Origin of the sequence: Mesorhizobium sp. INR15 (assembly GCF_015500075.1) — a bacterium.
In the GTDB taxonomy this organism is placed as follows: Bacteria; Pseudomonadota; Alphaproteobacteria; order Rhizobiales; family Rhizobiaceae; genus Mesorhizobium.
This window is the reverse complement of record NZ_CP045496.1, coordinates 2,178,496-2,200,617: the sequence shown is the minus strand read 5'-3', so window position 1 is coordinate 2,200,617 and position 22,122 is coordinate 2,178,496. Positions and strand designations below refer to the sequence as shown.

At 62.4% G+C, this 22,122-nt stretch carries 18 protein-coding genes; 15 read left to right on the top strand and 3 right to left on the bottom strand.

The window, feature by feature from the left end; translation table 11 throughout:
* Positions 1 to 249 precede the first annotated feature (249 nt).
* The gene (locus GA829_RS10675) at positions 250 to 1,785 is read right to left on the bottom strand and encodes a sigma-54-dependent transcriptional regulator (RefSeq protein ID WP_195178459.1); all 1,536 of its coding nucleotides are present in this window, start codon (positions 1,783 to 1,785) and stop codon (positions 250 to 252) included.
* 154 nt (positions 1,786 to 1,939) lie between these two features.
* On the opposite strand from GA829_RS10675, the gene GA829_RS10670 reads away from it, so the two are divergent.
* From GA829_RS10670 to GA829_RS10605, 14 genes are all read left to right on the top strand, one after another.
* The gene (locus tag GA829_RS10670; RefSeq protein WP_195178458.1) at positions 1,940 to 3,778 is read left to right on the top strand and encodes a M3 family oligoendopeptidase; all 1,839 of its coding nucleotides are present in this window, start codon (positions 1,940 to 1,942) and stop codon (positions 3,776 to 3,778) included.
* A gap of 380 nt (positions 3,779 to 4,158) precedes the next feature.
* A complete protein-coding gene (locus GA829_RS10665) occupies positions 4,159 to 4,938 on the top strand; it encodes a proton-conducting membrane transporter (protein WP_195178457.1) in 780 nt (259 codons plus the stop codon).
* Between the two features lie 201 nt (positions 4,939 to 5,139).
* Positions 5,140 to 6,285, top strand: a complete 1,146-nt coding sequence (locus GA829_RS10660) for an aminodeoxychorismate synthase component I (RefSeq protein ID WP_195178456.1) — start codon at positions 5,140 to 5,142, stop codon at positions 6,283 to 6,285.
* Positions 6,234 to 6,896: an aminotransferase class IV family protein gene (locus tag GA829_RS10655; RefSeq protein ID WP_195178455.1), complete on the top strand. Its 663-nt coding sequence runs from the start codon at positions 6,234 to 6,236 to the stop codon at positions 6,894 to 6,896. Before GA829_RS10660 ends, GA829_RS10655 begins: the two co-directional genes overlap by 52 nt.
* Positions 6,897 to 6,914: 18 nt before the next feature.
* On the top strand, positions 6,915 to 7,202 hold the full coding sequence (locus GA829_RS10650) for a YciI family protein (protein ID WP_195178454.1): 288 nt from the start codon (positions 6,915 to 6,917) through the stop codon (positions 7,200 to 7,202).
* Positions 7,199 to 8,125 carry a heme-dependent oxidative N-demethylase family protein gene (locus tag GA829_RS10645; RefSeq protein WP_195178453.1) on the top strand — a complete coding sequence of 309 codons (927 nt, stop codon included), beginning with the start codon at positions 7,199 to 7,201 and terminating at the stop codon, positions 8,123 to 8,125. The genes GA829_RS10650 and GA829_RS10645 overlap by 4 nt, the downstream gene beginning before the upstream one ends.
* A gap of 2 nt (positions 8,126 to 8,127) precedes the next feature.
* Positions 8,128 to 9,360 (top strand): hypothetical protein, encoded by a 1,233-nt coding sequence (locus tag GA829_RS10640; RefSeq protein ID WP_195178452.1) that lies wholly within the window; start codon positions 8,128 to 8,130, stop codon positions 9,358 to 9,360.
* Between the two features lie 212 nt (positions 9,361 to 9,572).
* Positions 9,573 to 11,018: a homospermidine synthase gene (locus GA829_RS10635; RefSeq protein WP_195178451.1), complete on the top strand. Its 1,446-nt coding sequence runs from the start codon at positions 9,573 to 9,575 to the stop codon at positions 11,016 to 11,018.
* 142 nt (positions 11,019 to 11,160) lie between these two features.
* Positions 11,161 to 11,538 carry a hypothetical protein gene (locus tag GA829_RS10630; RefSeq protein WP_195178450.1) on the top strand — a complete coding sequence of 126 codons (378 nt, stop codon included), beginning with the start codon at positions 11,161 to 11,163 and terminating at the stop codon, positions 11,536 to 11,538.
* Positions 11,539 to 11,742: 204 nt separating this feature from the next.
* The gene (locus tag GA829_RS10625; RefSeq protein ID WP_195178449.1) at positions 11,743 to 13,815 is read left to right on the top strand and encodes a bifunctional metallophosphatase/5'-nucleotidase; all 2,073 of its coding nucleotides are present in this window, start codon (positions 11,743 to 11,745) and stop codon (positions 13,813 to 13,815) included.
* Positions 13,816 to 13,952: 137 nt separating this feature from the next.
* Positions 13,953 to 15,017, top strand: a complete 1,065-nt coding sequence (gene hemH, locus GA829_RS10620; RefSeq protein ID WP_195178448.1) for a ferrochelatase — start codon at positions 13,953 to 13,955, stop codon at positions 15,015 to 15,017.
* A 52-nt stretch (positions 15,018 to 15,069) separates the two neighbouring features.
* The gene (locus GA829_RS10615; protein WP_195178447.1) at positions 15,070 to 16,281 is read left to right on the top strand and encodes an NAD(P)/FAD-dependent oxidoreductase; all 1,212 of its coding nucleotides are present in this window, start codon (positions 15,070 to 15,072) and stop codon (positions 16,279 to 16,281) included.
* A gap of 119 nt (positions 16,282 to 16,400) precedes the next feature.
* Positions 16,401 to 17,351 (top strand): SPFH domain-containing protein, encoded by a 951-nt coding sequence (locus GA829_RS10610; RefSeq protein ID WP_195178446.1) that lies wholly within the window; start codon positions 16,401 to 16,403, stop codon positions 17,349 to 17,351.
* Positions 17,352 to 17,375: 24 nt separating this feature from the next.
* A complete protein-coding gene (locus GA829_RS10605) occupies positions 17,376 to 17,840 on the top strand; it encodes an NfeD family protein (RefSeq protein ID WP_195178445.1) in 465 nt (154 codons plus the stop codon).
* Positions 17,841 to 17,881: 41 nt separating this feature from the next.
* On the opposite strand, the gene GA829_RS10600 is transcribed toward GA829_RS10605, so the two are convergent.
* Positions 17,882 to 18,883 carry a KpsF/GutQ family sugar-phosphate isomerase gene (locus GA829_RS10600; protein WP_195178444.1) on the bottom strand — a complete coding sequence of 334 codons (1,002 nt, stop codon included), beginning with the start codon at positions 18,881 to 18,883 and terminating at the stop codon, positions 17,882 to 17,884.
* A gap of 243 nt (positions 18,884 to 19,126) precedes the next feature.
* Here GA829_RS10600 and GA829_RS10595 point away from each other — a divergent pair, with 243 nt between their 5' ends.
* The gene (locus GA829_RS10595; protein ID WP_195178443.1) at positions 19,127 to 20,896 is read left to right on the top strand and encodes an outer membrane beta-barrel protein; all 1,770 of its coding nucleotides are present in this window, start codon (positions 19,127 to 19,129) and stop codon (positions 20,894 to 20,896) included.
* An 85-nt stretch (positions 20,897 to 20,981) separates the two neighbouring features.
* Here the strand turns inward: GA829_RS10595 and galU are convergent, their stop codons facing one another.
* On the bottom strand, positions 20,982 to 21,896 hold the full coding sequence (gene galU, locus GA829_RS10590; RefSeq protein ID WP_195179597.1) for a UTP--glucose-1-phosphate uridylyltransferase GalU: 915 nt from the start codon (positions 21,894 to 21,896) through the stop codon (positions 20,982 to 20,984).
* Between the last annotated feature and the right edge of the window lie 226 nt (positions 21,897 to 22,122).

The window sequence follows — 22,122 nt, the reverse complement described above, 5'->3', positions numbered from 1 at the left end:
CCTAATGGTTAATCATCGCTTATTGAAGCTGAAATGCGGTAACACCGTGGCGATATCCCGTCAAAAATTGTGTACAGGATTTCTTGGTAAACCGCTGGTTTAGATGATGTTTCGGGGTTTTGCCGAACACGATCTGTTACCGTTGGCCTTAATGCGTGAACAGACATGTCCACAACCCCCGCCACATTCCAGCTCAAAGCCCCGTACCGGGCCCGTTCTGGCATGGCAAGCTGGCTTCAGCCTTGCGTCTCAGGAGGCCAGCCGGTCGACGCGCCCGGTTTCCGGGTCGATTCCGTATTCCTTGAGCTTTCGGTACAAGGTCGAACGGCCAATGCCGAGCCTGCGGGCGACTTCGCTCATCTGGCCGTTATAGTGATCGATGGCGAGCTTGATCATTTCAAGTTCGACATCAGCCAGCGCCCGCACGTTGCCGCGGTCATCGAGGGCACGCAACGTACCGAAGCGCGGCTGGAGCCTTGCCGGCGGATCAAAACCGGCGGCAGGCATGTCGTCCCGCGGCAAGGCATTCTCGTCGCGCGGCTGGATGCCCATCGCCGATTGCGGCAACGCCCCATCGGTGTCGAGATTGACGGTGCCCTCCACCTGGGCCCGGATCTGCGGAAACTCTTCTTCGGTCAGCACATCGCCTTCACACAGGACCGAAGCCCGGAAGACGGCATTTTCCAGCTGCCTGATGTTGCCCGGCCAGTCATAGGCCCGCAGCATGGTGAGCGCGGAGGCCGAAATTCCGTGCAGGCGATGGCGCGGGTCCGCCGGCGCCACCTTCTCCATGAAATGCGTCACCAGATGCGGGATGTCGTCGCGGCGGTCGCGCAGCGGCGGCACGAAAATCGGATAGACGTTCAGCCGGTAGAACAGATCCTCGCGGAACTTGCCGTCCTTGACCTGCTGCAGCAGATTGCGGTGCGTCGCCGAGATCAGCCGGATGTCGACCTTGACGGTGGCGCGGCCCCCGACCGGATCGACCTCGCCGTCCTGCACGGCGCGCAGAAGCTTGACCTGGACATCGAGCGGCAGGTCGCCGATCTCGTCGAGAAACAGCGTGCCTGAATGCGCCTCGACAAACTTGCCGGCGTGCTTTTCCGTGGCGCCGGTGAACGAGCCCTTCTCGTGGCCGAACAGGATCGATTCGACCAGATTGTCGGGGATGGCGCCGCAATTGACGGTGACGAAGGGCTTGGCGCGGCGATCGCTGCTGCCCTGGATAGCGCGCGCCACCAGTTCCTTGCCGACCCCGGATTCACCCTCGATCAGGATCGGGATGTTGGATGCCGCCGCCTTCTGGCCAAGCCGGATGACCCGGTCCATGGCCGGACTGTGCGTGATCATGTCCTTGAACGTCAGATGGCCGCCGCGCCGCCGCGACGTGCGCTTGACCTCGCCTTCGACCGCCTCGACCTTGAGCGCGTTGCCGATCGACGCCTGCAGCCTCTCGGGCGAGGCCGGCTTGACGACGAAATCGAAAGCCCCGTGCCGCATCGCCGAAACGACGGTTTCGATGCCGCCCTGCGCGGTCTGGATGATGACAGGCGTTTGAATGTCGCGCTCGCGCATCGCCTTGAGCACGCCGATGCCGTCGAGCCCCGGCATCACCATGTCGAGGATGACCACCGATACGTCGCGCGCGTTTGGCCCGTCGAGCACGGCAAGACCCGCCTCGCCGCCATCCACCGCGATCGCGGTGTAGCCAAACCGTGTCACCGCCGCCTCGAGCAGCCGGCGCTGCACGGGATCGTCATCGACTATGAGTATGGAACCTGTCATGACTGGTATGACTATGCCGCCCGAGGAAATCTACCTTGTGGACCATCTTGGCACAGGGTTCTAAACAAGGTTTCAAAAAACCCGGTGAACGAATTCCTTAGGATTTGACCGGCTTCTCATTTCCCCACGGCTCCCGACCCGGAAGGTATTGGCAATGCACAAGGTTTTTGCTCGGCAGCTTGCGGCGGCAGCCTCCGGTCACGGCGCCGCGGAGCTTGGCGATTTGCCTGAATGGAACCTTGCCGACCTCTACGCCGGCATGGAAGCGCCAGAGCTCAAGCGCGATATCGCCAAGGCGGCCGCCGATGCGATCAGTTTCGAGACCCGCTGGAAAGGCACGCTCGCAACCGAGGCCGGACGCGGCGGTGCAGGCAGGCTGGGCGAAGCGCTCCAGGCCTATGAGGCGCTGGAGGAACTGATCGGCCGCATCGTCTCCTATGCCGGCCTGGTCTATGCCGGCAACACGGCTGATCCGCAGCGCGCCAAGCTCTATGGCGACATCCAGGAGAAGATGACCGATGCCAGTGCGCATCTGCTGTTTTTCGCGCTCGAGCTGAACCTGATCGACGATGCCGCGATCGAAAACGCGCTCGCCGCCGATTCAGCCTTTGGCCACTACCGCCCGTGGGTGCTCGATCTGCGCATGGACAAGCCCTATCAGCTCGAGGACCGTGTCGAGCAACTTTTCCACGAGAAATCGATCACCGGACGCGGTGCCTGGAACCGTCTGTTCGACGAGACGATGACCGACCTGCGCTTCGACATCGACGGCGAGCAAATGTCGTTGGAGCCGGCGCTGAACCGCCTGCAGGATGCCGATGGCGAGGTCCGCCGCCAGGCGTCGGAAGCGCTGGCCGCGACCTTCCGCAAAAGCTTGCGCACCTTCACGCTGATCACCAACACGCTGGCCAAGGACAAGGAAATATCGGACCGCTGGCGCGGCTTCGAGGACATTGCCGATTCCCGCCATCTGGCCAACCGCGTCGAGCGCAGCGTTGTCGATGCGTTGGCCTTGGCGGTGCGCGAAGCCTACCCTCGCTTGTCGCATCGCTACTACGCGATGAAGGCGCGCTGGCTGGGCATGGAGGTGATGAACCACTGGGACCGCAACGCCCCCTTGCCCGAGACGCCGCAAGCGGTGATCGGCTGGGACGAGGCCAAGCACACCGTACTTTCCGCCTACCAGCGCTTTTCGCCTGATATGGCCGAGATCGCCAGAACCTTCTTCGACCGCAACTGGATCGATGCGCCGGTCAGGCCCGGCAAGTCACCTGGCGCCTTTGCCCATCCGACGGTGCCGTCGGCGCATCCTTATGTCCTGTTGAACTATATGGGCAAGCCACGCGATGTGATGACGCTGGCGCATGAACTCGGCCATGGCGTGCATCAGGTTCTGGCCAGCGGCCAGGGCGCGCTGATGGCCTCGACGCCACTGACGCTGGCCGAGACGGCGTCCGTGTTCGGCGAAATGCTGACCTTCCGCTCGCTGCTCGACCAGACCACCGACAAGCGCGAACGCAAGGCCATGCTCGCCCAGAAGGTCGAGGACATGATCAACACGGTCGTGCGCCAGATCGCCTTCTACGAATTCGAGCGCAAGGTGCATGCCGAGCGCAAGAATGGCGAATTGACCTCCGACAAGCTCGGCCAGTTCTGGCTGGAAGTGCAGGCGGAAAGCCTCGGTCCGGCGATCAAGCTGCGCGAGGGCTACGAAGTGTTCTGGACCTACATCCCGCACTTCATCCATTCGCCCTTCTATGTCTACGCCTACGCTTTCGGCGACTGCCTGGTGAACTCGCTCTACGCCGTCTACCAGAATGCCGAGCGCGGTTTTCAGGACAAGTATTTCGAGATGCTTCGCGCCGGCGGCACCAAGCACCATTCGCAGTTGCTGGCGCCCTTCGGCCTCGACGCCACCGACCCCGCGTTCTGGCAGATCGGGCTTGGCGTGATCAGCGGCCTGATCGATGAACTGGAAGCGCTCGACAATTGACAGCTGTCGAATGTGTCTTGCGCGACAGCGCAAGCCCAAGAACAGTTTAGCCGGGATGCATACTGGGATCTGTCTATTCTTGCGCTAAATATCTGTTCTTGAAGAACTCTCAGCGGAAGTTTTCCGATAGCTTTCCGTAAGCTCTATGATAGCCTCCGCCTCAAGCTCAGCCGGAGCGTATGCGGATCGGCGGGGGAGTCTCAGCCGGCAGCGTCCTTCTGGTAGACGCGACAACGGTCGTTGGATACGGGTAGCAAGCCTGTCGCCGACAGCTCGATCGAAGCCGGCTGTTCCGCGAACCCGCGGAACCAGCATCGAATGATCCTTCGCCAAGGTCATCACTTGAGGCCACGGCTCGCGGATCGCACTGGAGAGAGACAATGGGCACTTTTTTCTACGTGATCCTGGCGTTCCTGGTTGGCGTGTTGGTCGGCTGGTTCATCTGGGGGCGCTTGCGTGGCGAGCTTGACAGTTTGCGCGGCGACCTTGACCGCACCCGCAGCGAACGCGACAGACTGCGCACCGATTCCAACCGGCTGACCGGTGAACTGGATGCATGCGGCAAGACCCGCGCTGATCTCGAACGCCGGTTGCGCGAGGCGCAGGCGGCACCCGCCTCTGCAAGCGGCACGGCAAAACCCGCCGCCTTGATGTCGACAGCCGAGACCGCCAAATCGGCGCCGGTAAAGCCTGCTCCCGCCAAACCTGCCGCCGCGAAAACAGCGCCCGCTCCGGCAAAGGCCGTCGCTATGGCTCCAGCCAAATCCGTGGCGAGCAAGCCCGCAGCCGCCAAGCCAGCGGCAGCCAAGGCTGTTGCCATGCCAAAGGCAGCCGCGCCGGCCAAGGCAGCACCGGCCGCGAAGAAAGCCGCACCAGCAACCAAGTCGGCTGCACCGGCTTCGGCGAAGCCCGACAACCTGCGCCGCCTGATCGGCATTGGTCCGGTCAACGAGAAAGTGCTCAAGGCGCAAGGCGTAACCAGCTTTGCCCAGATCGCCGCCTGGACCCCCGCCGACATCAAGCGCATCGAGGACGTCATGAACTTCGACGGCCGCATCGCGCGCGAACGTTGGATCGAGCAGGCGAAACTGCTGGCCGCCGGCAACGAGACGGAATTCGCCAAGCAGTTCCCGACGGCTGGAACCGCCAGCAACACCTGATCAATCATCTCGCGGGATTGCGATCGGCGGCGCCCAAAAGGCGCCGGCGATTTGTTTTGCGGGCAGGCTGGCGTGAAGGTCAGCTCAAAAGGTTGGCCCAAGGTCGTCATTGAGTGGCAAGGTGCCGTTCCCTCGATTGCGCACGACCGGCCCCCCATATAGAGCGGTCAGTGGCTTACTCGACTGCAGCAACCGGTTTCCATGTCCCTGCCCGCCGCAATTTTTCGCAACGACGAGAGCGCGCGCCAGCTGGTTTTCGACCGGCCGGCTGACCTCATCGTGGCGCATGCGGCAAAGGATTTCGAGCTGGCGCTGGCGGCGGCGCAAGCAGCACATGACGCTGGCAAGTGGCTGGCCGGCTATTTTTCCTATGAAGCAGGCTATCTGCTCGAGCAGAAGCTCGTGCCGCTTTTGCCCGACGGACGCCGCACGCCACTGATCTGCCTCGGTGTATTCGACGCGCCGGTCGAGGAAGCGGTGCCGCCCCGCATCGCAGCCGCGAGCAACGGTCCGATCTTCGACGCCCGCGCCACCTGGTCGATCGATGACTATGAAAAGCGCTTCGCGCGGCTGCACCAGCACATTAGGCAAGGCGATTGCTATCAGGGCAATCTGACCTTTCCGATCCACGCGCAATGGTCGGGCGACCCGCTTGCCGCCTTCGACGCGCTGACCGAACGCCAGCCGGTGAAATACGGCGCGCTGGTCGCGCTTGGCGATCCCATCATCTTGTCGCGCTCGCCCGAGCTGTTCTTCGAGGTCGATGCCGGCGGCATGATCGAAACGCACCCTATGAAAGGCACGGCACCGCGCGGCGCCACCAAGGCCGAAGACGAACGGCAGAAGATGTTCCTGCGCAACGACGAGAAGAACCAGGCTGAGAACCGGATGATCGTCGACCTCCTGCGCAACGACATTTCGCTGATCAGCGAGGTCGGCACGCTGGATGTCCCAGCGTTGTTCCGCATCGAGACCTACCCGACCGTTCATCAGCTGGTCAGCGATGTCAGGGCAAGGCTCTTGCCCGGTTTGAGCATCCGCCAGATCTTCGCGGCCCTGTTTCCGTGCGGCTCGATCACCGGTGCGCCAAAGATCCGCGCCATGGAAATCCTGCATGATCTCGAAGGCACGCCGCGCGACGCCTATTGCGGCTCCATCGGCTGGATTGCGCCCGGCGGCACGATGCGCTTTTCCGTGGCGATCCGCACCATCTCGCTCTTTGCCGGTGGCGAGGCCGTCTACAATGTCGGCGGCGGCGTCGTCTTCGATTCGACGGCTGAGGAGGAGTATCAGGAGTGTCTGCTGAAAGCGCGCTTCGCGACGGGAACGCCGCCGGCTTCGACCTGATCGAGACCATGCGCTGGGAGCCGGATCCTGGTTTCCTGCGCTTCGACCGCCATCTCGCCCGCCTCTACGGGTCAGCGGCGGAACTTGGCTTTCACTGCGATCCTGGCAAGATTGGCGAGGCGCTGACAAATGCAGTGGGCCGCTCCGCCACCGCCTTGCGCACACGCCTGGTCTTGTCCAGCGATGGCGTGGTGGCGGCATCCGCGCAGCCCTATGAGCCGCTCGCCGCCGGCAAGGTCTGGGCCTTGCGGCTGGCACGGACAAGGCTCGATTCGACCAACACGCTGCTGCGCCACAAGACCAACCGGCGGGCGGCCTATAGCCACGCCCGCGCCGAGTATCTCATTACCCAGGCCGACGAAGTGCTGCTTGCCAATGAACGCGGCGAAATCTGCGAAGGCACGATCACCAATCTCTTCGCCGATTTCGGTGACGGTGTGCTGGCGACGCCCCGGCTAGATTGCGGCCTGTTGCCTGGCGTATTACGCGCCGCGCTTCTGGATGAAGGCCGTGCCGCCGAAGCCATCTACAGCTTCGACGAACTGAAATCCGCCAAGGCGCTGTTCGTCGGCAATTCGCTGCGCGGGCTGATCCCCGCGAGGCTGGCTTGACCAGAACCGGAGAATGCAATGTTCGTCGTGTCGCTCAACTACAAGGTCCCGCTGACGGAGATCGACCGGCTGCAGGCAGCCCATGTCGAATGGCTGAAGGCTTGCTACGCGGAGGGGATCTTCGTCGCATCGGGGCCGAAACGTCCGCGCACCGGCGGCATCATCATCGCGCAATGCGCCCGTGACGTGCTCGATGCCAGGCTGGCTGCGGACCCCTTCGCCAAGGCCGACGCCGCCGACTATGACGTCACCGAATTCACGGCGAGGATGACCACCGCCGCGCTGGACCCGATCAGGGAATCATGAATTCATCTCAGGCACTTCCTGTTCACACGCCCTATGATGGCTCGTCGAAGCTGTTCAGCATCGGCTTGAAGCCACTCGACGCCGAGAAGTGGATCGAGGTCGACGAATACCTTCTGGCTTACCTCGCCGAAAAGCGCCGCCTCTACGGCGAGGTTCCAGACAAGGTTTTTGTCGAGGAGGACGGCACGCGCGACGCCCAGCGCGAAGTGCTCGAATTGCTCAAGGCGCATCTGGCCGCGGGGTTTCCCGAAATCTACCGACGCAGCGGCGCACAGGTCGATGTGGCTGGTGTCACGGATACGGCTGGCGCGTTCAGCGACGCGCCGCTCGTGGCCGCATCGCTGCTCGTCCAGGAGGACCTGATCCTGATGCGCCGCGACGAGAATGGCTGGCGGCTGGTCGCAGGCTCGCTGTGCTTTCCCTCGTCATGGTCGCTGACCGAGAAATTCGGCAGGCCGCTGCAGGAGATCCATGCGCCGGTGCCAGGTTTCGGACCCGGTACAAGACCAGCGGATCTGATCAACCGCATGTTCGACGGTCTCCAGGGCCAGGCGGTCGAGCGCTACAACTGGTCGATTCAGTCGGACGACGCGCTTTATCATCCGCTCTCCGATCTGCAGCGTATCGACCGCGCCACCAACCGGCCGTCCCGGTTTCCCGATGGCGACATCAACGCCCATGCCTTCATCCGCGTCGAGCGGCAAACGCTGCGCAAACTCCCTGCCTCGCGCGACATCCTGTTCACAATCCGCATCCATCTCGACCCGCTTGCCGTTCTCGCCCGCCATCCCGACCGGGCAACGCTTGCGGCATCCTTTGCCAGCCAGCTCCATGCGCTGGACCAGGCGCAGCTTGACTACAAGGGCCTGACATCGGACCGTGACAGGCTGGCGGAATACCTGGACGCCATGGCTCGGGGGTAAGAATGTCAGCTCGCAACCGGCTTTCGCTATTGGCCGCTTTTCTGATTGTGGCCGCAGCCGCGCAAGCCGCGCCGGTGACCTATGCCGGCAAGGTCGGAGCAACCGATATCGTCGTCGAATTCACCGGCGATCCCTCAGCGCCGGACGCAGCGCTTGCCGGCCGCTACTTCTACCGCTCGCAAGGTATCGACATTCCACTGCAGGTAAGGCCGCGCAAGGGGCGGTGGTTCGAACTGGCGGAGGAGGAAGCCTGCGGCGCCGAGAAATGCGGAGAAGGCCAGGCGGCACCCGTGGCCGCGACCTGGCGTCTCAGCACAGCCGACAAGGGCAAGACGCTGGAAGGCACCTGGAACGGGAAGAAGACGCGAGTCCTGAAACTGACCCGGATCGCGGCCCGCGAACAGACTGAAACGCCGGCGGCGAGTCCGTTTGAGCTCCATGATTTCACCGACAGCAAATTCTCCGGTGAGGATGGGCCGATCACCATGGATGCATCCCCCTACGACTATCTGCGTCTCGATTTTGCTGCCAAAGTCGGCGAGAAGGCCGGCTGGCCCGACGCGTCCTACAGTTACGTCACTGATCCCCGCACCAAATTCGCCAGGCCGCGCATCGTTGAACTGTCTGGCAATGTGCCGATCGATGCGGCCAACGCCTTGCTCCAGAACCGTCATTGGCATGATAGCCTGAGCGCATTGAATTGTGCGGCCCTCCGCTATGCCGGCTTTCACCAGAATGGCCCGATCAGCACCATGGATGACGGCTCGCTCGGCGGCTATGAGGAGAGTTCGTCCGAGGTCACCTCGCTGACCCCGAAACTGATGAGTTGGCGGGAATCCGGCAGCCTCTTTTGCGGCGGCGCGCATCCGGACAACTATTCGGATGCCTACACAATGGATGTCCGCCGCGGCGTTCTGCTTGGCCTCCAGGACATGTTTACCGACACTGTCGACGGCAAGCCCGGGCCCTCGCTCATCGCCTTCGTCAATGAGCGGCGCAAGAAGCCGACGGAACAGACCGAGATCGATTCCGAGGCCGAATGCGGCACCGATGACCTGATCACCGAATACCTCGCCGCCAGCTTCAAACGCGACGGCGACACACAGCGCCTGGTGTTCGGGTTGCAAGGCCTTCCGAACGTGATCCAGGCCTGTGGCGACGACGTTCTGGAAATGCCGGCATCCGACGCCCGTGCCCTGTTCAAGCCGGAATTTGCACGTTTGCTCGACCAGTAAGCAAGGCGTGAAGCCCGGCAGGCGCTTTGAGGTCTGCCTGAGATCGAGGGTCGCCGCCCTTAACCACATGGCCAATACAACGCCGCCTCTGGTTGGCGCTTTTCACTGGTTTGTGACAATGATCTGTGATGTAGCGCAGGGTCGCCGGGCAAAAGCTCGGTCTTTTTGCGTGTTTGCCCGGCCATCCGGGCCTTGAAGGAGTGCTCTAAAAAATGGCGAATGAAAACTGGCCTGTTTACGGTGAAATCAGCGGCCCCGTGGTGATGATCGGCTTCGGCTCGATCGGCCGGGGAACGCTGCCGCTCATCGAACGCCATTTCAAGTTCGACAAGTCGCGCATGACGGTCATCGATCCGCGCGACACCGACCGCAAGCTGCTCGACGAGCGCGGCATTGCTTTCGTCCAGGAAGCAGTGACCGAGAAAAACTACAAGAAGCTGCTGACGCCGCTGCTGACCAATGGTGGCGGCCAGGGCTTTTGCGTCAACCTGTCGGTCGACACCGGCTCGGTGGATCTGATGCGGCTCTGCCGCAAACTCGGCGTGCTCTACATCGACACGGTCGTCGAGCCATGGCTCGGCTTCTATTTCGATGCCAAGGCCGACAATGCGAGCCGCACCAATTATGCGCTGCGCGAGTCACTGATCAAGGAAAAGCACGAGCGGCCGGGCGGTGCGACCGCGATCTCCACCTGCGGTGCGAACCCCGGCATGGTCTCGTGGTTCGTCAAGCAGGCGCTGCTCAACCTCGCCACCGACCTCGGACTGGGATTTTCCGAGCCGGCGCAGGAGGACCGCGACGGCTGGGCCAAGCTGATGAAGAAGGCCGGCGTGAAGGGCATCCACATCGCCGAGCGCGACACGCAGCGCACCAAGAAGCCCAAGCCCATGGACGTGTTCTGGAACACCTGGTCGGTCGAAGGCTTCATTTCGGAAGGCCTGCAACCGGCCGAACTCGGCTGGGGCACGCATGAAACCTGGATTCCCAAGAACGCCAAGAAGCACAAGCATGGCTCCAAGGCGGCGATCTATCTGGAACAGCCGGGCGCCAACACGCGCGTGCGCTCATGGTGCCCGACGCCCGGGCCGCAATACGGCTTCCTGGTGACCCACAACGAAGCGATCTCGATCGCCGACTTCTTCACCGTGCGCGGCAAGAAGGGCAAGGTTCACTACCGTCCGACCTGCCATTACGCCTACCACCCGTGCAACGACGCCATGCTGTCGCTGGACGAGATGTTCGGCGCTGCCGGCAAGCCCCAGCCCGTGCACCATGTGCTCGACGAGAACGAACTGGTCGACGGCGTCGACGAGTTGGGCGTGCTGCTCTATGGCCACGACAAGAACGCCTACTGGTATGGTTCGCAGCTGTCGCTCGCCGAGGCGCGCAAGCTGGCGCCCTATCAGAACGCCACCGGCATGCAGGTCACGTCGGCGGTGCTCGCTGGCATGGTCTGGGCGCTTGAGAACCCTGAGGCTGGCATCGTCGAGGCCGACGAGATGGACTACAAGCGTTGCCTTGAAGTGCAGTCGGCCTATCTCGGCCCGGTCAAGGGCTACTATACCGACTGGACACCGCTCGACAGCCGCCCTGGTCTTTTCCCTGAAGACCTCGACCGAACCGACCCGTGGCAATTCCGCAACATCCTGGTTCGATAGCACCCTGCGGACCATGCTCCACTGCCTTGCAATCGCCCGGAAATCGGGCGATTGAAGGGTTGCGGACTAGAGCGACGTGCGTCCAATTGGACGCACAAACGACGCTCTTGCACTTTGGATGCGGCAGGAGAGGATTTTCACAATGAACATTGCGCGCAAGTTTCTTTCGATGTGCGTTGCGGCAGCCACTGTTGTGGGGCTCGCCGCCTGTGCGACCAGCGGCCCTGACGAGCCGCCCATGGCAGCGGCGCCGAAAGGCGTCGAAGGTTCGTGGATCGACGCCAAGGGGACTGGCCTGTCGACCTTCACCGGCGGAAAGTTCACCACCGTGGCGACCGACACCGGCCAGAAGCTGGCCGATGGCAGCTACACCTTGACCGGCGCCACGTCGGTCGAGATCAACGGCACGTCGCTGATCCGCCAGACGCCGGTCAGCTTCAACTGCCTGATGGTGTCGACCAGCCAGCTCAACTGCACCAGCGTCAGTGGCCAGAACTTCGTGCTGACGCGGCGCGCCTGACCCGATATCGAACGGCTTGAAACAAGACGGCGGCCAACTGGCCGCCGTCTTTTTTTGCGCCGGCAAAGCGCGCCCTGATTCCGCCCGTCCTGATTCCACTTGCATGCCTAGGAATGCGATGGGAACATGCTCGAAAGCTGGCTGTTATAGTCCAGTCAAGCAAGAGCGTTAAACGCTTCAGGTCAGTTCATCCGGGAGACGAAGATGAAGAAGATCGCCGCCATTGCCGCCCTGTCCGCCTCAGCACTCGGCCTGTCGGCCGGCGCATCCTTTGCCGACTACACGTTGAACATCCTGCACATCAACGACTGGCACAGCCGTATCGAAGGCAACAACAAATATGAATCGACCTGCTCGGCCGACGAGGAGACCAAGGGCGAGTGCATTGGCGGCGCTGGCCGGCTGATCACGGCCATTGCGCAGGAGCGCAAGAAGCTGGAGGGCCAGAATGTTCTTCTGCTCAGCGCCGGCGACAATTTCCAAGGCTCGCTCTTCTACACGACCTACAAGGGCAAGGTCGAAGGCGAGTTTCTCAACGAGATGAAATTCGACGCCATGGCGCTCGGCAATCACGAATTCGACGACGGCGAGACCGCGCTTGCTCCCTTCCTCGACATGATCAAGTTTCCCGTGCTTGGCGCCAATGTGAAGGCCAACGCGCAATCCAAGCTTGGCGATCGCGTCAAGCCATCGATCGTGGTTGAAGTCGGCGGCCAGAAGATCGGCATCATCGGCGCCATCACCAACGACACGCCGGAACTCGCTTCCCCCGGCCCAAACGTCACCATCGAGGACGACGTCAAGTCGATCACCGCCGAAGTCGAGAAGCTGAAGGGCCAAGGCGTCAACAAGATCATCGCTGTGACCCATATCGGCTACAAGCGCGAGCGTGACGTCATTGCCAAGATTCCGGGCATCGACATCGTGGTCGGCGGCCACAGTCATTCGCTGCTGTCGAACACCGATCCCAAGGCGGAAGGCCCCTATCCGACGATGGTCGACAACCCCGACGGCTACAAGGTGCCGGTGGTGCAGGCAGCGTCCTATTCGAAATATCTCGGCGAGTTCAAGGTGGTGTTCGACGACAATGGCGTCGTCAAGTCGGCCAGCGGCGACCCGATCTATCTCGACAAGTCGATCACGCCGGATCCGGCCGTTCTCGCCCGTATCAAGGAACTCGGCGCGCCGATCGAGGCGCTGAAGAACAAGGAAGTCGCCGAAACCACCGATGTCATCGACGGCAGCCGCGAGAGCTGCCGCACCCGCGAATGCGCGATGGGCAATCTCGTCTCCGACGCCATCCTTGACCGCGTCAAGGGACAAGGTGTCGAGATCGTCATCTCCAATGGCGGCGGCCTGCGTGCCTCGATCGACAAGGGCACCGTCACCATGGGCGAGGTGCTGACCGTGTTGCCGTTCCAGAACACGCTGGCGACCTTCCAGATTTCCGGCAAGGACCTCGTTGCCGGCCTCGAAAGCGGCCTCAGCCAGGTCGAGGACGGTGCCGGGCGCTTCCCGCAGGTCGCCGGCCTGAAATATTCCTTCGACAAATCGGTCGCGCCCAATGCCGGCCGCGTCAAGTCGGTGGAGGTCATGGAAGGCGGCGCCTGGACGCCGATCAATCCCGACAAGGACTATCTCGTCGCCACCAACAACTACGTTCGCCAGGGCGGCGACGGCTACAAGATCTTCGCCGAAAAGGCCAAGAACGCCTATGATTACGGTCCTGGCCTCGAGCAGGTCGTCGCCGACTACCTCGGCGCGCACCGGCCCTATACGCCGAAGATCGAAGGCCGCATCACTGAGATCGCGGCGACCGTAGCGGCGGCCCCGGCCGCAGAACCGGCAAAGCCTGCCGAACCAGCCAAGCCGGCTCCGGCGGAACCCGCCAAGCCTGCCGAGGCAGCACCCGCCATGCCTGAATTGCCGGCCAACTCAGGCGATATCGCCAACACCCCACCGGCGATCTCGACAGAGGCGGCACCTCCGCCACCAGCCCCGCCCGCGCCGGCTCCTGCTCCGGCGGCGCCCGCGCCTGCCGAACCGGCCAAGCCCGCGGAGGCCGCGCCTGCACCGGCACCTGCAGAACCCGCAAAGCCAGCCGAGGCAGCACCCGCCGAAGGCAGCCATGTCATCGCTGCCGGCGATACCTACTGGGACCTGGCAAAGAAGGCCTATGGCGACGGCACCAAGTGGAAAGTCATTTCCGAGGCAAACAAGGGCTACGAGCCGCGCCGGCTTCCGGTTGGCGCGACACTGACTATCCCGGCGAAGTAATTTCGCTTGAGCCTCACGAACAGTCAAACCCGTCCGGGAAGCCGGGCGGGTTTGATGCATTCCAGCTAAGGTGCGGCCAGACGCTGCATTGAAAGCGTGCGCAAGATGGTTAGGTTCGCGTCTCCTGGAGAACCCCTATGACGCTTCCCACTGCTGTCGATCCCAAAGCCGCGAAGGCTATCGGCCCGCTGCCGGCCGGGCACGCGCCGGTGAAAGCAGGCAAGATCGGCGTCATGCTGGTCAATCTCGGCACGCCCGACGGCACCGACTTCAAGCCGATGTGGCGCTATCTCCGCGAGTTCCTGTCCGATCCGCGCGTCATCGAGCTAAACCGGGCGATCTGGTATCCGATCCTCTACGGCCTCGTTCTCACCACGCGCCCCAAGAAATCCGGTTCCAACTACGCCCGCATCTGGAACCGCGAGAAGAACGAGTCGCCGCTGCGCACCTACACCCGCGCCCAGGGCGAAAAGCTGGCTGAGGCCCTGCGGGACCTGCCCGATGTCGTCGTTGACTGGGCGATGCGCTATGGCAATCCGTCGACCGAGAGCGTCGCCAAGCGCCTGGTCGAGCAAGGCTGCGATCGCATCCTGTCCTTCCCGCTCTACCCGCAATATTCGGCAACGACGACAGCCACCGCCAATGACCAGCTGTTTCGTGCGCTGATGAAGATGCGCCGAGCCCCAGCCGTGCGCAGCGTGCCGCCCTACTATGACGAGCCCGTCTATATCGAGGCACTGGCGCGCTCGATCGAACAGCATCTGGCGACGCTCGATTTCGAACCGGAGGTGGTCATCACCTCCTATCACGGCATCCCGATGCCCTATTTCGAGAAGGGCGACCCCTACCATTGCCACTGCCAGAAGACGACGCGCCTGTTGCGCGAACGGCTCGGTTGGGACGAGAAGAAGCTGATCATCGCTTTCCAGTCGCGCTTCGGCGCGCAGGAGTGGCTGCAGCCCTACACCGACAAGACCGTGGAAGAACTCGGCAAGAGGGGCGTAAAATCGATCGCCATCGTCAATCCGGGTTTTTCCGTCGATTGCATCGAGACATTGGACGAGATTGGCCGCGAGGTGGCGGAAACCTTCCACCATGCCGGCGGCGAGAACTTCGCCCACATCCCGTGCCTCAACGACAGTGCTGAAGGGATGGCGGTGGTCGAGGCGATGGTGCGGCGCGAACTGTTAGGCTGGGTCTAACACCGGAACAACATTCACTACGAGGCGTTGAGGCCGGCCTCCGGAGAATCTGATGCCCCGCAAACTCGACCTCAGAAGCGGCAGAACCGTCTGGTCCGCCTATCGGGCGCCTGTCGTCCCGACAAGCCCATTGACCCGCGATGCCAAGACCGACGTGCTGATCGTCGGGATGGGCATCAGCGGCGCCATGATGGCCGAGACCTTGACGGCGGATGGCCATTCGGTGATCTGCATCGACCGCCGGGGGCCTTTGAAGGGTTCGACATCGGCAACGACGGCGCTGGTGCAGTTCGAGATCGACCAACCGTTGACCAAACTGAGCCGGATGATCGGCAGAGCTTCGGCGGAGCAGGCGTGGCGAAGGTCCAGGCTTGCGGTCTCCAACCTTGCCGCCCGGATCGACGAACTGTCCATCAACTGCGGCCCCAGCCGCACCCAGTCGCTCTATCTGGCCGGCACGGTGCTTGGTCCTTTGCAATTGCGCGATGAAGCCGAAGCAAGGCGGCAGGCCGGCATTGGCGCCACCTATCTGACGCCACGGCCGCTGGCCGAGACATTCGGCATCGAGCGCGACGGCGCCATCCTCAGCCATGGCAACATCGCGCTCGACCCGCGCAAGCTGACCGCCGGCCTGTTGCTCAAGGCGCTGGAGCGCAAGGCACGTTTCCACGCGCCGGTCGAAGCCACCATGATCGAGGACAGCGCTGACGAGGTAATCGTCGCCACCAGGGATGGGCCGACCATCACCGCAAGGCACCTGGTGCTGGCGACGGGATACGAACTGACCGACATCGTACCGGCTACCGCGCATCAGATCATCTCGACCTGGGCGATCGCGACACGCCCGCAATCGCCAAAAATATGGCCGGGCGCGGCCTTCATCTGGGAAGCATCCGACCCCTATCTCTACATGCGGGCAACAGCCGACGGCAGGGTCATCTGCGGTGGCGAGGACGAGGATTTTGTCGATGAGACACGGCGCGATTCATTGATAGCCGACAAGAGCGAGCGCATTGCCGAGAAGCTCGGCCGGCTGTTCCCGCAACTCGATACCAGACCCGATTTTGCCTGGACAGGCTCCTTCGGCACCACCACCACCGGCTTGCCCTATATCGGCGCCATCCCCAGGCACCCACGCATCCATTCGGTGATGGGCTATGGCGGCAATGGCATCACGTTCTCCCGCATCGCGTCGGAGATCGTGTCCGCCTCGGTCAACGGAATGAATGACACGGATGCAGGCTTGTTTGCCTTCAACCGCTGATGGCAAGTCCACAAATATCACTCATCACCTGATTGTAACGTTGCTGAAACACACTTAAGTGTTTGGTGAAGTCGGCCACGCGGCAGTGCTGTGGCGGTCGGCATCTGAGGGAGAGCCAAATGGACTTCAGTGGTTTTGATATCGCGATTCTTGTTCTTGTCGCCCTTGTCGTTCTGGTGCTGTTCAAAGGCATTCGCACGATCCCGCAAGGTTACAATTATACCGTCGAACGCTTCGGCCGTTACACCAAGACACTGACCCCAGGCCTCAACCTCATCGTGCCATTCGTTGACCGCATCGGCGCCAAGATGAACATGATGGAGCAGGTGCTTGATGTTCCAAGCCAGGAAATCATCACCCGCGACAACGCCATTGTCGGTGTCGACGGCATCGCCTTCTTCCAGATCCTCAACGCGGCGCAGGCCGCCTACCAGGTTGCCGGGCTGCAGAACGCCATCCTCAACCTGACGATGACAAACATCCGTACCGTCATGGGTTCGATGGATCTCGACGAGCTGCTGTCGAACCGCGACGCCATCAACGAGCGGCTGCTGCGTGTCGTCGACGAGGCGGCGCATCCGTGGGGCATCAAGATCACCCGCGTCGAGATCAAGGACATCAATCCGCCAGCCAACCTCATCGAATCGATGGGCCGGCAGATGACGGCCGAACGCAACAAGCGCGCACAGATCCTCGCCGCCGAAGGCCTCAAGCAGTCGCAGATCCTCGAGGCCGAGGGCCGCAAGGAAGCCGCCTTCCGCGACGCCGAAGCGCGCGAGCGCTCTGCGGAAGCCGAGGCGCGCGCCACGCAGGTCGTGTCCGAAGCCATATCCAAGGGCGACGTGCAGGCGCTCAACTACTTCGTCGCGCTGAAATACACCGAAGCGCTGACCAAGATCGGCTCGGCCACCAACAGCAAGGTCGTGCTGATGCCGATCGAAGCCTCTTCGCTGATCGGCACGCTGGGCGGCATCGGCGAGATCGCCAAGGAAGTGTTCCGCAGCGAAGGCACGGCTGGTGCCGCACGCCAGGCCGCGCGCCCGCCGGTCGTCAGGCCGAGCGACAACTGATCTGGTTGCAATAGGTCAAAACCCATGATCGACCGCATCATTTCCGAACTCGGTCCCTGGAACTGGATGGTTCTGGGCTTCGTCCTGCTGGTGATGGAAGTCATCGCGCCAGGCATCTTCATGCTGTGGATCGGCATCGCGGCCCTGCTGATCGGTGCCGTGTCGCTGCTGATCTGGGATGCTGGCTTCTGGACCTGGCAGATCCAGGTGCTCGCCTTCCTGGTGCTGTCGCTGATTTCTGCCTATGCCGGCAAGAAACTGGTGGGTGGACGCAATGACCCGACCGACCAGCCGCTGCTCAACCGTCGCGGCGCACAGATGGTCGGCCGCATGGCGACGCTTGCCGAACCGATCCGCGATGGACGCGGGCGCATCAAACTAGGCGACACGCTGTGGCGGGTCTCCGGCCCGGACCTGCCGGCCGGCACTCAGGTGCGCGTGACCGGTGCCGCTGACACGGATCTGGAGCTGACCGTCGAGGCCGTATGAGACTGGGCTGAAAAGTCAAAGAGCGGCTGGACGTAGCCGCTCTATGCGGCCCCAATCCGCAGCAAATCGTGCAGGTGGACCAGTCCAACCGGCCGCTTGCCTTCCACCACCATAAGGCTGGTGATGGCTGATGTGTTGATCGTCTGCAGCGCCGTCGCCACCAGCGTGTCCGGTCCAGCGGTCTTTGGACCCTTCGTCATCACATGATCGACCGTCATGGCCAGCAGATTGCCGCCGATATGGCGTCTGATGTCGCCGTCGGTGATGATCCCGATCAGCGCACCATCGGCGGCGGTGATCGCCACGCAGCCAAAGCCCTTGCGCGACAATTCAAGAATCGCTTCCTGCATGCCGGTGCCCGAAACAACCAGCGGCAGCCTCTCGCCGACATGCATGATGTCGCGAATTTGGGTCAGATTGGCGCCAAGCTGCCCGCCTGGATGGAATGTTCGGAAATGATCCGGCGTAAAGCCGCGCGCTTCGAGCAGCGCGATGGCCAGTGCGTCACCCATCACCAACTGAAGCAGTGTCGAGGTCGTCGGCGCAAGACCGTGCGGGCAGGCTTCCTGGGCCCGAGGCAACAGGAGTACCACGTCCGCCGCCCGCGCCAGCGCCGATGTCTCGCCCGCTGTCACCGCGATAAGCGGAATGGAGAAGCGCCGGGAATAGGCGACGATGCCGTTGAGTTCCTTGCTCTCGCCCGACCAGGACAGGGCAATAATGGCGTCGTCTCTGGCGATCATGCCGAGATCGCCGTGGTTGGCTTCGGACGGATGGACGAAGAAGGCGGGCGTGCCGGTCGAGGCAAAAGTCGCCGCTATTTTCGAGCCGATATGACCGCTTTTGCCGACGCCGGTGACGATGACCCTGCCCTCGATTCGGGAGATCATGTCGACGGCCCGTGCGAAGGGGTCGGCCAGTCCGTTCTGAAGCGCTTCGGCCAAGGCCGCCACACCGGCCTGTTCGGTTGCTACTGTCCTGAGCGCCGAAGCAATCGATGCCTGATTGTCCAACGGCTTCTTTTCTAGGGATCCCGCATGCATGGGGAATGCGATTAACGCTTTGCCGCGTTCATGTCCAACAGAAATATCACGTGATGTATCTCGCTCACGCTCTCGAATGGCGTGATGCGCCATTGGCAGAGAGCCCGGAACAAGCTGCGGAATCCCTTGGGACATCAGCGTTTTTTGGCACGTCGATCACGAGCCGCCTCAACCCTCCGTTAACCATCCCCGTTTACGGTTCGGTAAGTATGGCGCGCGTGCGCCGCGCAAGCAGTGGTGGCGATGTCCGGGGCCCAGCCTGAAAAGAAAAGAGCACGGAGGAGCAAGGCGGTCTGCGCCTTGCTGCTGGCAACCAGCATGTTCGCGCTGCTGCGGCCGACCCTGCTTTTCGCCCAGGAAACAGAACTGCGCGGCGAGGTTTCGGAATCAGCGATACAGTCCGACCAGCAGCGCCGGGCCAGACAACTGGGCCTAGCCGGCCAGCAAGCGCAGCAGGCGCCGGCCAAAGCCGTGCAAACCAGTGCGCCAGCCCCTGCCTATCTGCCGGCGAGCCCGGGCGCCGTGCCGGATGACGACGCAGCAGCCACGGGAAGCCTCTTCGATCCGCCGACAGCCAGCGACGACACGACCGTTGACACTCCGGCACCCGTCAAGCCGCGCCGCCCATCGGCTGGCAGGAAAAAGGCGGATGACGACAAGGCTAAGAGCAAGACCGCCGACAAGTCGAAGAAGAAAAAGTCAACGCCTGCGACAACGGACACCACAGCTGCCACAGCCGACGACACCGATACAAATGGGGTGGATCAGGAAGCCGCCAATCGGCGTGCCGTCACCATCGACAGCACCGACAAGGTCAAGCTCGACCGCGGCGCCGAGCGGACGGCATCTATCGAAGGTCAGAACAAGAAACCCGAGGAAGATCCTTTCGCCGCCCCCGGGGTCAAATGGGGCTCTTTCCTCATCAGGCCAACGCTGGAGCAAGGCCTGACCGCCACATCGAATGCCAATTCGAGCAGCGACGGCAAATCAGCGCTGCTTTCTGAAACGGCGCTGCGCTTCACCGCCGCTTCCGACTGGCGCGAGAATTCGGCAATCATCGACGGCTACGGCACTTTCCGTAACACCGTCTCTGGCGACAAGATCAATGACGCGCAGGGCCGCATCGAAGGCCAGCTCAATGTCGACCTCGACAATGAGCTGCGTGCCATTGCCAAGCTCGGCTATGAGATCGTACCGGAATCGGCTTCGTCGCTGGATGCGATCGCAGGTGTCTCCTCGCAGCCGCTGCGCCAGACCGTGGACGGCAGCCTCGGCGTCGAGAAGGCCGTCGGCAAGATGCATTACGCGCTGACCGGCGCGGTCTCCCACGACTTTTACGGCGACGCCAAGCTCTCGGACGGCACATCGCTATCGCAGAAGGATCGCGATTCGACGCTCTATACCGCCACTTTGCGCACCGGCTATGAAATCTCGCCGGCCCTCACGCCTTTCAGTGAAGTCGAGGTTGGCCGGCGGGTCTATGATCTGCGCATCGATACGGGCGGCTATGAGCGCTCCTCGACGCGTCTCGGAGCGCGCGCCGGCTTGCAGCTGAACATGGGCGAGAAACTGAGCGGCGAGTTTTCCGCTGGCTGGCTGCGCGAAGCAATCGATGACGATCGTCTCCCGGCGATCTCGGGTGCAAGTGTGAATGCCGATCTCAAATGGTCGCTCGAGCGCGGCACCACGATCGGCCTCACCGGAAAGACCACCGTCGAAGGCACGACCAGCGCCGGCCAGAGCGGCGATATCCTCTATTCTGGCCGCCTCACCGGCGAGCGCCAGATCCGCGCCAACCTCACCGCCAATGCAGCACTGGGTCTGGACTGGCGCGACTACATCGGCATCGACGGTCATGACAGTACGCTGAGCGCCGAGGCCGGGCTGACGTGGTGGCTGAACCGCTATGTCGGTCTCACCACCCGCGCCAGGACCGAAAAGCTGACCAGCAACCTGGCAGGACGCGATTACACAGCCAACAGCATTTATCTCGGCCTGAAGCTGCAGCGGTAAAATTCTGGGTCCAGGAACCGGGCCAAGCGTATATCTCAGGATGCCGGCGCCGGCCCGCATTTGCAGGCCGGTATAGCCTTGATGCCTAGATAGCCGCGCCGCGCCGCTCCGAGGGCTGCATCTCATCGAGAAGCGTGCGGATGACGCCGGCCATGTTGGCGTTCATGTCATTGCGCCACAGCGCGAAGGCGACGTTGGCTTCGACAAAACCTTCCGGCGATCCGCAATCGAATGTCCGGCCCTGGTAGTGGTAGCCATAGAAAGCCTGCTGCTTTTCCAGCTTCAGCATCGCGTCGGTCAACTGGATTTCGTTGCCCGCGCCCCGCTCCTGGCCTTCGAGAATGCCAAATATCTCCGGCTGCAGGATATAGCGTCCGTTGATGTAGAGATTGGAGGGCGCTGTGCCGGCCTTCGGCTTTTCCACCATTTCGGTGATGCGGAAGCCGTGATGGGTGTCTTCGCCACGGCCGACAATGCCGTATTTATGAGTTTCGGCCGGGTCGCATTCCTGCACCGCGATGATGTTGTTGCCAGTCTCCTCATAGAGCTCGACCATCGACTTCATGCAGCTTTTGTCCGACTGCATGATCATGTCCGGCAACAGCAGCGCGAACGGCTCGTCGCCGACGAGTTCGCGCGCGCACCAGACGGCATGGCCAAGGCCGAGCGGCACCTGCTGGCGGGTGAAACTGGTCTGCCCAGGCGCCGGCTGCAGCCTTTGTAGCCGGGCAAGCTGGTCGTCCTTGCCGCGCTGCGCCAGCGTGTCATAGAGCTCGAACTGGATGTCGAAGTGATCCTCGATGACGGCCTTGTTGCGGCCCGTCACGAAGATGAAATGTTCGATGCCGGCCTCACGCGCCTCGTCGACCACATACTGGATCACGGGTCTGTCGACCACCGTCAGCATTTCCTTCGGCACGGCCTTGGTGGCCGGGAGAAACCGCGTGCCGAGACCGGCGACCGGGAAAACTGCCTTGCGAACTCTCTTCATGCTGTCAATTATCCGTTTGTTTGGCGGTTCTGCAATCCCGCGTCCAGAACATTTTCATGCCGGAATCGACGACTACAGATCGGTTGAGCGGCTCGCGGACAGAGCCATCGGTTCGTCTTGAGCGTACCCGCGGCTAGTAAAGTATCAGAGCATCTTTTCGTTCCCGACAATGCCTATGGTAAACTAATTCCTAACCCGGTTCGGTGATGAATGGTCTTTCCTGAGATGAAGAAGG